The organism is Methylopila musalis (assembly GCF_042679725.1).
GTDB lineage: Bacteria > Pseudomonadota > Alphaproteobacteria > Rhizobiales > Methylopilaceae > Methylopila > Methylopila musalis.
Window position 1 is genome coordinate 1 of record NZ_JBHTMX010000077.1, and the last position, 13,002, is coordinate 13,002.

General features: G+C 70.3%; 13 protein-coding genes. 11 read left to right on the forward strand and 2 right to left on the reverse strand.

The window, feature by feature from the left end; all coding sequences use genetic code 11:
• Positions 1-206: 206 nt before the first annotated feature.
• A complete protein-coding gene (locus ACFQ4O_RS09880) occupies positions 207-590 on the forward strand; it encodes a DUF1236 domain-containing protein (RefSeq protein ID WP_378775524.1) in 384 nt (127 codons plus the stop codon).
• A 172-nt stretch (positions 591-762) separates the two neighbouring features.
• On the opposite strand, the gene ACFQ4O_RS09885 is transcribed toward ACFQ4O_RS09880, so the two are convergent.
• Complete coding sequence (locus tag ACFQ4O_RS09885; RefSeq protein WP_378775525.1) at positions 763-918, reverse strand: hypothetical protein; 156 nt, start codon at positions 916-918, stop codon at positions 763-765.
• A 198-nt stretch (positions 919-1,116) separates the two neighbouring features.
• Between ACFQ4O_RS09885 and coaD the strand changes: the two genes are divergently transcribed.
• The 10 genes from coaD (at position 1,117) to ACFQ4O_RS09935 (ending at position 11,050) form a co-directional block, all read left to right on the forward strand.
• Positions 1,117-1,614 carry a pantetheine-phosphate adenylyltransferase gene (coaD, locus tag ACFQ4O_RS09890; RefSeq protein ID WP_378775526.1) on the forward strand — a complete coding sequence of 166 codons (498 nt, stop codon included), beginning with the start codon at positions 1,117-1,119 and terminating at the stop codon, positions 1,612-1,614.
• 48 nt (positions 1,615-1,662) lie between these two features.
• Positions 1,663-2,202, forward strand: coding sequence for a peptidylprolyl isomerase (locus ACFQ4O_RS09895; protein WP_378775527.1), 540 nt, complete (start codon positions 1,663-1,665; stop codon positions 2,200-2,202).
• A 48-nt stretch (positions 2,203-2,250) separates the two neighbouring features.
• Complete coding sequence (locus tag ACFQ4O_RS09900) at positions 2,251-2,715, forward strand: peptidylprolyl isomerase (RefSeq protein ID WP_378775528.1); 465 nt, start codon at positions 2,251-2,253, stop codon at positions 2,713-2,715.
• Between the two features lie 244 nt (positions 2,716-2,959).
• Positions 2,960-4,039: a tRNA preQ1(34) S-adenosylmethionine ribosyltransferase-isomerase QueA gene (gene queA, locus ACFQ4O_RS09905; protein WP_378775529.1), complete on the forward strand. Its 1,080-nt coding sequence runs from the start codon at positions 2,960-2,962 to the stop codon at positions 4,037-4,039.
• Positions 4,036-5,154, forward strand: coding sequence for a tRNA guanosine(34) transglycosylase Tgt (gene tgt / locus ACFQ4O_RS09910; protein WP_378775530.1), 1,119 nt, complete (start codon positions 4,036-4,038; stop codon positions 5,152-5,154). The genes queA and tgt overlap by 4 nt, the downstream gene beginning before the upstream one ends.
• A 209-nt stretch (positions 5,155-5,363) precedes the next feature.
• A complete protein-coding gene (locus ACFQ4O_RS09915; RefSeq protein ID WP_378775531.1) occupies positions 5,364-7,109 on the forward strand; it encodes a type I secretion system permease/ATPase in 1,746 nt (581 codons plus the stop codon).
• Positions 7,106-8,446, forward strand: coding sequence for an HlyD family type I secretion periplasmic adaptor subunit (locus ACFQ4O_RS09920; RefSeq protein WP_378775532.1), 1,341 nt, complete (start codon positions 7,106-7,108; stop codon positions 8,444-8,446). The genes ACFQ4O_RS09915 and ACFQ4O_RS09920 overlap by 4 nt, the downstream gene beginning before the upstream one ends.
• Positions 8,447-8,750: 304 nt before the next feature.
• On the forward strand, positions 8,751-9,236 hold the full coding sequence (locus ACFQ4O_RS09925; RefSeq protein WP_378775533.1) for a pyridoxamine 5'-phosphate oxidase family protein: 486 nt from the start codon (positions 8,751-8,753) through the stop codon (positions 9,234-9,236).
• Entirely contained in the window at positions 9,233-10,465 is a 1,233-nt protein-coding gene (locus tag ACFQ4O_RS09930; RefSeq protein ID WP_378775534.1) for an AI-2E family transporter, read from the forward strand. Before ACFQ4O_RS09925 ends, ACFQ4O_RS09930 begins: the two co-directional genes overlap by 4 nt.
• A gap of 414 nt (positions 10,466-10,879) precedes the next feature.
• On the forward strand, positions 10,880-11,050 hold the full coding sequence (locus ACFQ4O_RS09935) for a hypothetical protein (RefSeq protein WP_378775535.1): 171 nt from the start codon (positions 10,880-10,882) through the stop codon (positions 11,048-11,050).
• 55 nt (positions 11,051-11,105) lie between these two features.
• Here ACFQ4O_RS09935 and phaC read toward each other — a convergent pair whose 3' ends face one another.
• A complete protein-coding gene (gene phaC, locus ACFQ4O_RS09940) occupies positions 11,106-12,863 on the reverse strand; it encodes a class I poly(R)-hydroxyalkanoic acid synthase (RefSeq protein WP_378775536.1) in 1,758 nt (585 codons plus the stop codon).
• Positions 12,864-13,002 lie beyond the last annotated feature (139 nt).

Below are 13,002 nucleotides of genomic sequence, written 5' to 3' on the forward strand. Positions count from 1 at the left end.
GGAGGGCCGCCGCGCCGCGCCGCGCATCGCCGCCACGCTGGAGGCGCTGGCGCGGCTGGGCGCCGTGGCTGCGGCCGAAAAAGGTTTCGCGCTGCGCCACGGCGGATGAGCGAACATCAGCCTATGTCAAAAAACATGTCGCGCAGGGAACCGGCGTGGAGCGACGGCGTTTTTGTCCCCGAGGGTGAAAACAGGAGATGTTCTTCATGCGAAACCATGTCGCTGTACTTGCGCTTGTTCTTGGCGTTGCGGCGCCGTCGCTGGCGCTGGCTCAGGAAGGCACGGTCTCGGGGGCTGCGGGCGGGGCCGCGACGGGCGCGGTGATCGGCGGCCCGGTGGGCGCCGCGGTCGGCGGCGTCGCGGGCGCGGTGGTCGGCACCATCGTCGCGCCGCCGCGCGAGGTGAAGACGTACGTGATCAAGGAGGAGCGCCCGTCCGTCGCCTATGAGGGCGAGGTCGAGATCGGCGAGCCGCTGCCGGAAACGGTCGAGGTCTATGAGGTGCCGGATAGCGACTACCGCTACACGGTGGTCAATGAGAAGCGCTACATCATCGACAGCGACCGCCGCGTGGTCGAAGTGGTCGAGTAAGCGGCCTTTATCCCAATGAGCGAATGACGGAAGGCCCGGAGCGATCGCTCCGGGCCTTCTCGTGTGTCGGGCTGATGGAAAGTGCCCGGCCGCGCCCCAGCGGCCGGGCGTCCTCGTGCGTGTCGGGGCGGAGAGGGGCGGGAACCCGCCCCGGCGCCGTTTCACGGCGGGGCTATCGCGCGAGGGAAGAGGTGTCGGCTCCGTTCGGCGTCGCCGTCCACCGGCCGGTGGGCGCGAGCGCGTTCAGGGCGAGAATGGCGAGGACCGCGATCAGAACCGCGATCGCGGAGGCGGCGGCCTTGGGGCCGCCAAGCGATGTGTCGGGCATTGCGCGTGGTCTCCACGTGTCGTCGATGCCGGTGGAGCGACCATGGCCCGGCGGGGGTGAACGGGCGCTGGCCTCGCCGTTCATTGATCGTTCACCGGTTCGCCGGGGTTGCGGGGGCGGGGCGAGGGGGGTAAGCACGGCGCGCCGCAGCCGCACGGAGCGGAGCGCGCGGACACGAGCCCCGCAACGCAGAGCGCCATGGCACGCACCGCCTTCTACGCCGGCTCCTTCGACCCTGTGACCAACGGGCATCTGGATGTGGTCGCCCGCAGCCTCGGCCTCGCGGACCGGGTGGTGGTCGGCGTCGGCGCCCACCCCGGCAAGACCCCGTTGTTCTCCGCCACGGAGCGGCTCGACCTGCTGCGCGAACTGTGCGGGCCGCTGGCGCGCGCGAACGGCGCGAGCTTCGAGGCCGTGGTGTTCGACGGGCTGGTGGTGGAGGCGGCGAAATCCGCCGGGGCGACGCTGCTGATCCGCGGCCTGCGCGACGGCACCGATTTCGACTACGAAATGCAGATGGCTGGCATGAACGGCGAGCTCGCGCCCGCCGTGCAGACCGTGTTCCTTCCCGCGAGCCCCGCGACGCGCCATGTCACCGCCACGCTCGTGCGCCAGATCGCGGCCATGGGCGGCGACGTGTCGTCCTTCGTCCCGCCGCTGGTCGCCGAGCGGCTGGCGCAGCGTTTCAAGGCCTGAGCCGCCGTGTCCCGGCGGCCCGGACCCGTTCATCGAGGGCTTTTCAGCATGAAGCTTCCCCTTGCTTTCGCAGCCGCGCTCGGCCTCTGCGCGCCCGCCCTCGCGCAGACCGCGCCGGCCGCCGGCCCGACCGTGGTGCTGGAGACCACCAAGGGGCCGGTCACCATCCGCCTGCGGCCGGATCTCGCGCCGAAGCACGTGGAGCGCATCGTCACGCTCGCGAACGAGAAGTTCTACGATGGCGTGCCGTTCCACCGCGTGATCGCGGGCTTCATGGCCCAGACCGGCGATCCCACCGGCACCGGAACCGGCGGCTCGAAATATCCCGACCTGCCGGCCGAGTTCTCGAAGGAGAGCTTCAAGCGCGGCGCCGTGGGCATGGCCCGCGCCGGCTCGCCCAACAGCGCCAACAGCCAGTTCTTCATCTCCTACGCCCCGGCGCCCTGGCTCGACGGCCAGTACACCATCGTCGGCGAGGTGACGGCGGGCATGGAGAACGTCGACAAGCTCGCCAAGGGCCAGGGGCAGGGCGGCATGGTGCCGAACCCCGACAAGGTCACCAGCCTGCGCGTGCAGCCCGCGCGCTGACGCCGGATTCCGCAGCCGATTTTTCCCGTTTCACGGAGACAAAACACCATGAGCGATCCCGAGAACACGCTCGTCATCGAGACCACCCAGGGCCGCGTCGTCGTGGCGCTGCGCCCCGACCTCGCGCCGACCCATGTGGCGCGCGTGAAGGAGCTGGCGCGGCAGGGCTTCTATGACGGCGTGCCGTTCCACCGCGTCATCGACGGCTTCATGGCCCAGACCGGCTGCCCCGAGGGCACCGGCCGCGGCGGCTCGGGCCAGAAGCTGAAGGCGGAGTTCTCCAAGGAGAAGCACACGCGCGGCACCGTCTCCGCCGCCCGCGCCATGGACCCGAACTCGGCCGACAGCCAGTTCTTCATCTGCTTCGCGGACGCGCCGTGGCTCGACGGCCAGTACTCCGTCTGGGGCGCGGTGACCGAGGGCATGGACAACGTGGACAAGATCAAGCGCGGCGAGCCGGTGTCGAACCCGGATAAGATCGTCAGCGTCAAGGTCGCCGCCGACATCGCCTGACGCGACGCTCGCCGGGGAGGCGCGCGCCTGAAACACTCCCGTCATGCCCGCGCGTTTGCGCGGGTGTCTACGACTTTTGCGGTGCTGCGAGGCCTGCGTTTAAGTCGTGGATGCCTGAGACGAGCTCGGGCATGACGGCGAGCGAGGGCTCCCGGCCAGCCCCGGCGCGTCCCTGACCGAACCGATCGCCGGGCCTCGCCCGGCGATCCTGCTTTGAGCGCCTGACACGAAGGACCTTCCGTCCTTGGACGTCTCCCTGTTCGATTTCGACCTGCCCGAGGACCGGATCGCGCTGCGCCCCGCGAGCCCGCGGGATTCCGCGCGGCTGCTGGTGGTGCGGCCGGGGGCGGAGATTGAGCTCGAGGACCGGCTGGTCTCCGATCTGCCGGAGCTGCTCGCGCCCGGCGACGCCATGGTGGTGAACGCGACCCGCGTCATCCCAGCGCGCCTTCGGGCGCTGCGCCGCCGGGGGGAGACCGCGGCGAAGGTGGAGATCCTGCTGCACCAGCGGCTCGACGGCGCGCGCTGGAAGGCCTTCGCGCGCCCCGCGAAGAAGCTCGGCCTTGGCGAGCGGATCGCGATCGGCGACGGGGCCGACGCCGGCCCGCTGGAGGCGACGGTGGAGGCGCGCGGGGAGGGCGGCGAGGTCACGCTCGCCTTTGACCGCGCGGGGCCGGACCTTGACGCGGCGATCGCGGCGCTCGGGGAGCTGCCGCTGCCGCCCTACATCGGCGCCAAGCGCGGCATCGACGCCCGCGACGCCGAGGACTACCAGACCCTGTTCGCCCGGGAGGCGGGCGCGGTGGCGGCCCCGACCGCGGGCCTCCATTTCACGCCCCGCCTCGTGGAGGCCATCGCCGCCCGCGGCGTGACGCGGCATGAGACGGTGCTGCATGTGGGCGCCGGCACCTTCCTGCCGGTAAAGGCGGAGGACACCGACGACCACCGCATGCATTTCGAGAGCGGGACGCTGGACGCCGCCACGGCGCAGGCGCTGAACGCCGCCCAGGCGGCGGGAGGCCGGCGGGTGGCGGTCGGCACCACCTCCTGCCGGCTGCTGGAGAGCGCCGTCGGCGCGGACGGCCGGCTCGCGCCGTTTGCGGGCGAGACCGACATCTTCATCACGCCGGGCTTCCGGTTCCGCGCGGTCGACGCGCTTCTGACCAATTTCCACCTGCCGCGCTCGACGCTGATGATGCTGGTCTCAGCCTTCGCCGGCCTCGACGTGGTCCGCCGCGCCTACGCCCACGCGGTCGCGGACGGCTACCGCTTCTACTCCTACGGCGACGCCTGCCTGTTCCTGCCGAAAGAGCCGCGCCCATGAGCGATATCCCGTTCCGCATCGCGGCGACCGACGGCGCGGCGCGCACCGGCGCGCTCGTGTTCCCGCGCGGCGAAATCCGCACCCCCGCCTTCATGCCGGTGGGCACGGCGGCGACCGTGAAGGCCATGTACGCCGGTCAGGTGCGCGAGACCGGCGCGGACGTGGTGCTCGGCAACGTCTACCATCTCATGCTGCGCCCCGGCGCGGAGCGGGTGGCGGAGCTCGGCGGCCTGCACCGCTTCATGAACTGGCCGCATCCGATCCTCACCGATTCCGGCGGCTTCCAGGTCATGTCGCTGTCGGGCCTGCGCAAGCTCGACAAGGACGGCGTGACCTTCAAGTCGCACATCGACGGCTCCACCCACCGGCTGACCCCGGAGCGCTCGGTGGAGATCCAGCGCCTGCTCGGCGCCGACGTCACCATGCAGTTCGACGAGTGCGTGCGCCTGCCCGCGCCGCCGGTGGAGGTGGAGCGCGCCATGCGGCTGTCGCTCGCCTGGGCCGAGCGCTCCAAGGCCGCGTTCGGGGCGCCCACGGGGCGGGCGCTGTTCGGCATCGTGCAGGGCGGCGACGTGCCGAGCCTCCGCAAGGCCTCGGCGCGGGCGCTGGTGGACATCGGCTTCGACGGCTACGCCATCGGCGGCCTCGCGGTCGGCGAGCCCCAGCACGTGATGCTCGCCATGCTGGAGGAGACCACGCCGGAGCTGCCCGCGGCGCGCCCGCGCTATCTGATGGGCGTGGGCTCGCCGGACGACCTGCTGAAGTCGGTCGCGCGGGGCGTCGACATGTTCGACTGCGTGATGCCGACCCGCGCCGGCCGCCACGGACAGGCCTTCACCCGCTTCGGCAAGCTGAACCTGAAGAACGCGCGCCACGCCGACGATCCCCGGCCGCTCGATCCCGAGAGCCCGTGCCCGGCGGCGCGGGACTATTCCCGCGCCTACCTGCATCATCTGGTGAAGAGCGGTGAAATTCTGGGCATGATGCTGCTGACCTGGGCCAATCTGGATTACTATCAGCGGTTGATGGAGGGCGCGCGCGCCGCGATCGCCGGGGGGCGTTTCGCGGACTACGCGGCCGAAACCACCGAGGGCTGGGCCGCCGGCGATCGGTGAGCCGTAAAACTCCGGGTTGCGTCGAATGTTCGGATCGCGCGGCGCCGGTCGTTTACCCTTGTGCGGTTGGATCGGTCCGGCCGCGCCGTTGGTGTTCCCTGGGGGACTGCAGGTTTTTCCGGACTTGTGGACGCTGGGGACCACGCTTTAAGAGCAGAGGCGCCAGGCGGGGGCGCTGAGTTACCTCCCGGCCATGCGGATGGGGACCAATGTCGCAGCCGACGTCCAAGCTCAGCTCCGGCGCCAAGGCGCTGGAGCGCGTGCGCAAAGAGATCCGGCCGGCCTTCTGGCTGCTGGCGGTGTTCTCGATCGCCATCAACATGCTGTTGCTGGTGCCCTCGGTCTACATGATGCAGGTCTATGACCGGGTGCTGCGCAGCGCCGTGATCGAGACGCTGATCTACATCACGCTGATCGCCGCGGTCGCGGTCGCGGTCTACGCCGCGCTGGAGGCGATCCGCCTGCGCGCGCTCGCCCGCATCGGCGAATGGATCGAGGACACGCTGTTCCAGCCGGTCTTCGCCGCCGCCATGGGCGCGGAGCAGGGGCTTGTGAAGGCGAGCGGCGCCAACGAGGGCACGCCCTTCAACGATCTGCGCACCGTGCGCAGCTTCCTGTCCGGCCCCACGCTGCCGTCGCTGTGCGACACGCCGTGGATGCCGCTGTTCCTTATCTGCTGCGCCATCATCCATCCCTATCTCGGCCTGCTCGGCCTCGTGTTCTCGATCCTCATCATCGCGCTTGCGCTGGTGAACGATCGCATGACGCGGCCCGCCGCGGAGAAGGTGGCGCAGGGCCACCAGGAGGCGCAGCGCGTGCTGGCGGAGGCCGCCCGCAACGTGGACAGCGTGGCCGCCATGGGCCTGAGCCGCCCGCTCGCCGACCGCGCCAGCCAGGCCAACGCCCGCTCGACCGCGCTGCTGGGCGAGGCGACCGACCGCGGCACGGTGATGATCGGCGCCGGCAAGTTCCTGCGCGTGGTGGCGCAGATCGCCACGCTCGCGCTCGGCGCCGCGCTCTCGCTCGAAGGCCAGATCACGCCGGGCGGCATGATCGCGAGCTCGATCCTGCTGTCGCGGGCGCTCGCGCCGCTCGATCAGGCCATCGCCGCCTGGCGCGGCCTGCAGCAGAGCCGGGCGGCCTGGGGCCGCATCCGCTCCCTGCTGGAGGCCTCTCGCGTGCTGGTGGAGGACCCGATCGTCCTGCCGGCGCCGGCGGGCAAGCTCACCATCGAGGGCGTGACCCTGATGACGCCGGGCGGCGAACGGCCGATCCTCGCCGGCGTCAGCTTCGGCGTGGCGCCGGGCTCGAGCCTCGCGCTGATCGGGCCGTCCGGCTCCGGCAAGAGCACTCTGTGCCGGGTCATCGTGGGCTCGCGCGCGCCGACCCGCGGCGCGGTGCGGCTCGACGGCGGCGACGTGATGCTGTGGCGCGACGACCAGCGCCGGCGCTATGTGGGCTATCTCGCCCAGGGCACGGAGCTGTTCACCGGCCGCGTCCGCGACGTGATCGCCCGGTTCGACACGCCCGACGACGCCAAGGTGGTGGAGGCGGCGAAGCTCGTGGGCTGCCACGACCTCGTTCTCAGCCTGCCGCAGGGCTACGACACCGTGCTCGTGAACGGCGGCGCCATGCTCTCCGGCGGCCAGCGGCAGCGCGTCGCGCTCGCCCGCGCGGTCTATGGCGACACGCGCCTCGTGGTGCTGGACGAGCCGAACTCGGCGCTCGACGGCGAGGGCGAGCGGGCGCTGGTGGGCGCTCTCGCCGCGCTGAAGGAGCGGGGCGTCACGGTGGTGCTCGTCACCCACAAGCCGGCGCTGGCGCAGCTCTGCGACCGGGTCGGCGTCATGACCGCGGGCCAGCTCACGCGCATCGGCCCGCCGACCGAAATCCTGCGCGAGCTTGTGGCGCCGGTGCCCGCCGACGTGCGCTCTGTTCCGGGAGGGGCGCGATGAGCGCGACGGACGACATCCAGACCCCGATCCGCCCGCGCGGACTGACCCTGTCGAGCCGCCTCCGGGGCGTGACGCTCGCCGGCGGCGTGGTGATCTTCGGCTTCATGGGCGGCTTCACCGTGTGGGCCATGACGGCGCCGCTCGCCGGCGGCGCGGCGGTGCGCGGCGTGGTGGGGCCGGAAGGCAGCCGCAAGATGGTGCAGCACCTCGAAGGCGGCATCGTGCGTGAGATCATGGTCCGCGACGGCGATCTGGTGCAGCGCGGCCAGGCGCTGCTGACGCTGGAGCGCACCCAGGCGCAGGCGATCTACGGCCAGCAGCGCAACACGCTGTCGCGCCGTCTGGCGGAGGCCGCGCGGCTGTCGGCGCAGCTGACCGACAAGGGCGACATCGACTTCGCCGCGGCCGACGCCGTGGCCAGGGACGACCCGACCTTCCCCGATTTTGTGGCCGGGCAGCGCGCGCTGTTCGAGACCACCCGCCGCGACCAGCAGGAGCGGCAGGAGCTGCTGGAGACCCAGATCAAGCGTCTCGGCGCGCAGGTGGACTCCAACCGCGCCCGCATCGCCGGCTCCGAGGCCCAGCGCGACCTGATCGACGTGCAGATCGACGACACGCAGGGGCTGATGGACAAGGGCCTCGCCCGCAAGCCGCTGCTGCTCGACCTGCAGCGCCGCCGCTCCGAACTCGACACCGACATCGCGGCTCTTCAGGCGGACATCCGCCGGGCCGAAATCGAGACCTCGGAAAAGCGCATCGCGCTGCGCAACGCCGTCACCAGCTACCTGAACGAGACCTCCACCGAACTCGCCAAGGCCCGTTCGGAGATCTCGGCGCTCCACGCCCGCCTCGCCGCAAGCGAGGACGTGCTGAGCCGCACCCAGGTGCTGGCGCCCGAAACCGGCTATGTGCTGAACCTGAAGCAGAAGACCATCGGCGGCGTGGTGCGCCCCGGCGACGAGATCCTCGAGATCGTGCCGACCGAGGGCGATCTGGTGATCGAGGGTCGTCTCGCCGCCCACGACATCCGCAACATCGCGGTGGGCCAGAAGGCGCGGGTGTCGTTCCTCACCTTCGCCCAGCGCGACATGCCGATGATCGACGGCCGCGTCATCAACATCTCCGCCGACATCATCACCGATCAGCAGACCCGCGAGACCTTCTACACCGCCAAGATCGCCGTGGACCGGGCCGAGTTCGCGAGCTTCGCCTCGCCCTCGGACATGAAACCCGGCACGCCGGTGGAGGCCTATGTGGAGGCGCGCAAGCGGGTGGCGATGGACTATCTGATCGACCCGGTGGTGCACTCCTTCCGCCGCTCGTTCCGCGAGGACTGAGCGCGGGCGAAAGGCTCCCGGCGCGATTTTCAAGCTCCGTCATGCCCGCGCGTTCCGCGCGGGCATCCACGATTGCCCGCCAGGCGAAGCCCTGAACGTTCAAGTCGGGTATGCCCGATGACCACGCTCGGGCATTGCGGCGAGCGTGCCGTTAAAGGCTCGTTTTGAGCCCGGCGGCGCGGGCCGCGGCGATTTCGCCCCGGTGATCGTCCGCTCAAGGAACCGCGACGCCACGACGGTTGTTCTCCTGACGAACGCGACGCCGGCCTCAAACCCGGCGCGACACCTTCGGAAGGAGACATCCATGACCGCTCCCGACGCCGCCCGCGTGTGGGACCTCGTCGACGACATCGGCGTCTGCATGCTGACGTCGAAGGACGGCGACGCGCTGCGCGCCCGCCCCATGCACGCCATGCCGGACCGGGACGAAGGCGCGATCGCCTTCTTCACCGACGCCCGCGCCCACAAGGACGACGAGATCGCCGCCGAGCCATCGGTGTGCCTCGCCTTCGCCAAGCCGAACTCCAACGCCTATGTGTCGCTGTCGGGCGAAGCCACCGTGTCTTCGGACCGGGCCGAGATCGAGCGCCACTGGAGCGAGATGGCCAAGACGTGGTTCCCGGACGGCCCGTCCGATCCGAACCTGCGCCTTCTGACCGTGCGCCCGCAGTCGGCGGAGTATTGGGACGGCAAGTCGAACCCCGTCGTCGTGGCGTTCGAGATCGCCAAGGCGCGCTACAACCATGAGCGCCCGGACCTCGGCGACAACGCGAAGGTCTCCCTCACGTGAGCATCGTCGACGAGAACGGGCCGCTCGACATCACCGCCGGGCCGACGCCGCTGAAGGTGACGGCCCCGGCGCGGGCGCCCATCTCGTCGATGCTCGATTCCGGGGCCAAGGTCGCCTGCATCGGGCTGTTCGTCATCGTGCTCTCCGCCGCGCTGAAGCTCGCGGCGGAGATTCTTGTTCCCATGACGCTCGCCATCATCATCGGCCTGCTGCTCGGCCCCGGCATCGGCCGGCTGGAGAAGCGCGGGCTGTCCTCCACGGCGAGCGCGCTGCTGGTGGTGCTGACCCTGTTCGGGTTGGTCTATCTGGCGGCCTACGCCTTCTCCATGCCGCTCCAGTCGTGGATCGACCGCGCGCCGGAGCTCTGGGCCGCGCTGCAGCGGCGCGTGCTGGAGATGCGCTCCACCTTCCTTCAGATCAAGCAGGTGACGGAGTCCCTGGAGCGCGTCACCAGCATGGGCGACGACAGCACCCCGCGCGTGCTGGTGCAGGGCGCCGGCCTGTTGTCGAGCGCGGCGCTCAGCGCGCCGGCGCTGATCGGCCAGGCGGCGCTGTTCGCCTGCACCCTGTTCTTCTATCTCGCCACCCGCAGCTCCATCCGCACCGGCCTGCTCAGCATGTGCCTCGGCCGCAAGGCGCAGCTCACCGCCGGCCGCATCATGCGCGACGTGGAAGCGCGGGTGTCGGACTATCTGGTCACGATCACCGTCATCAACGTGGCGCTCGGCGTCGCGACCGCGCTCGCCATGTGGATGATCGGCATGCCGAGCCCGGCGCTGTGGGGCGCGCTCGCCTTCGCGCTGAACTACGCGCCGTTCCTCGGGCCCGCCGCGCTCACCGTCATTCTGGTCGGCGTCAGTCTCGTCACCTTCAAGACCGCGCTCGCCATCATGGCGCCGCCGCTCGCCTTCGTGGCGCTGACCTTCATCGAGGGCAACATCCTCACCCCCATGATCCTCGGCCGGCGGTTCACCATAAACCCGCTGCTGGTGCTGGGCGCGCTCGCCTTCTGGCTGTGGCTGTGGGGGCCGGTGGGCGCGTTCCTCGCCGCGCCGCTGCTGGTGATCGCGCTGGTGCTCGCCAAGCACCTCATCCTGCCGCATGTGGCGCGCCGGGAGGAGAAGGAGCGCTCGTCGGCCCGCAGGGTCCGCCGCCGCGCCCGCAAGGAACGCCGCATGGGCGCCCCCGTCACCGCCGCCGCGCGCCCGGCGCCCGCGCCGGCCGAGTGAGGCGCGGTGGCTGACGGAAAGCGGGCCGCGCGGAACGGGTTGGGCTGGGCGGCTCACAATGGGGTTTGACGGCTTGGCGCGGCCTCAACGGTAAGTTGGGTCGCCATTCGTGTCGATGTTGGGAGCGGATTGGCCGTGCCGACATTGGACGCTTCAGCGCGGAAGTCGTGGATGCCCGAGACAAGCTCGGGTATGACGACGGTGGGGCGTTTTCGGACAGTGCGCCGAGGACGACACCTCAGCGTGCTTCGTAGTGTTGGTAAGGTCCGTAAGCGCACAAGATGACGCGCCTTATTGGCTCACGTCTCTGGTCAGCCCGCCGCCGTGAAGCGTCATTAAAATGCTTTCTTCGGAACCGCGCAGCGTCCTAGGCCGTTCTCCCACAAAGTAAAAATCGTTTGAAGGGAGACGCCCATGACTGACGGACCGAACGTTCCGAACCCGTCCATGCCCGGCGAGCCGCCGCTTCCGCCGGACCCCACTCCGGTGGAGGAGCCGGATGTGACGGACGATCCGGCGACCGACCCATCGATCGACGAACCGCTGCGGCCTCAGGAGCCGCCGATGGTCGAACCGCCCATGTGACGACGGCGGAGACCTCTAATGCGGGTGTGGCGTGGCTCCGGATGCGGAGCCGGCGTCACACCCGCATTTTCACATATTGCCCCGGCGCGTCGTCGAGCGCCGGATAGGCGCCGTCGCCGGGCGTGCGGGCGTCCACGTAGCGGGCGTCCATGTCCGCCAGCCAGCCGCGCCAGTCCGGCCACCACGAGCCCTTGCGCTCATCGGCTAAGGCGAGCCAGTCGTCCAGCTCGCCCTTCGGCGCATCTCCGATCCAGTGCTGATACTTGTTCCTGGCCGGGTGGTTCACGACGCCGGCGATGTGGCCCGAGCCCGCCAGTACGAAGCGCACCGGCCCGCCGAACAGCGTGGCGCCCAGGAACGCGGATTTCGCCGGCGCGATGTGGTCCTCGCGGGTGGCGAGATTGTAGATCGGCGCCGTGACCTTCCCCAGATCGAGCGTCTTGCCCGCCACCGTCATGCGGCCGGCGGCGAGATCGTTGTTGAGGTAGCAGCCGCGCAGGTAGAACGAGTGGTTGGCGGCCGGCATGCGGGTGGCGTCGGAGTTCCAGAACAGCAGATCGAACGGGAACGGCGCCTGCCCCTTGAGGTAGTTGTTCACCACATAGGGCCAAATTAGGTCGTTCGGCCGCAGCATGTTGAAGGCGTTCGCCATGCTGGCGCCCTCCAGATAGCCGCGCTGGGCCATCTTGGACTCCACGGCGGCGATCTGCGCCTCGTCCACGAACACCTGCAGGTCGCCGGCCTGGCTGAAATCCACCTGCGTGGTGAAGAACGTGGCGCTGGCGATGCGCTTGTCGCCGACCGCGGCCATGTAGGCCAGCGTCACCGCGAGCAGCGTGCCGCCCACGCAGTAGCCGATGGCGTCCACGCTGTCCTCGCCGCTGACGGCGGTCGCCACCTCCACGGCCTTCAGCACGCCGTCGCGCATGTAGTCGTCGAAGCCCATGCGGGCGTGGCGCGCGTCCGGATTGACCCAGGACAGGCAGAAGACCGTCAGGCCCTGATCCACGCACCACTTGATGAAGCTCTTCTCGGGCGTCAGGTCGAGAATGTAGAACTTGTTGATCCACGGCGGCACGATCAGGACCGGCCGCGCCCGCACCTGCGGCGTGGACGGCGCGTACTGGATCAGCTCCATCAGCTCGTTGCGGAAGATCACCTTGCCGGGGGTGGTGGCGAGGTTTTTGCCCACCTCGAAATTGCCGGGCATGGTCTGGCGGATGCGCAGCTCGCCCCGGCCGGCGTTGATGTCCTCGGTCAGCATGCGCATGCCGCGCACGAGGTTCTCGCCCTTCTGCGCCAGCGTCTCGCGGATCAGCTCCGGGTTGGTCGGCACGAAGTTCGACGGCGAAATGGCGTTGGAGATCTGCCGGACGTAGAATCCGGCCTTGTGCCGGGTGTGCGGATCGAGGTCCTGCGCCTCGTCCACCATCTTCTCCGCCCAGCGGGAGGTGTGGAGATAGGCCTGCTTCAGGAAGTCGAAGAACGGGTTCTCCGTCCATTCCGGGTCCTTGAAGCGCCCGTCCCTCGGGTCCGGCGCGGCGCTTGGCGGCGCGTCCTGCCCGGAGAACCGGCGCAGCGAATTGGTCCACAGGTCCAGAAACCCGCCGGTGAAGGCCTTCTGCGCCTCGACCGTGCGGACGGGATCGGCCATCCACCGCTCCGCCACCTGGCCGAGCGTCTTGACCACATCCACAATCTCGTCGGTGGCCCCATAGGGACGCTCGCCGCTTTCGCGGGGCGCGAGATAGGCGCTGAGCGCCTTGCCGCCCTCCTCGTAGAGCCGCGCCATGTTGGCGGCGAAGGCCTCCACATTGGCTGTGCGGAACGGATCGTCGCCGGCGCGCCGGCCGTCGGACGCGGCGGCCTCCTCGGTGACCCGTGGCCGCTCGGCGACCGGATCGGACGGCGGGGGAGGCGGAGCGGCCTCCGCCGCGGGGCTCGGCGCGCGG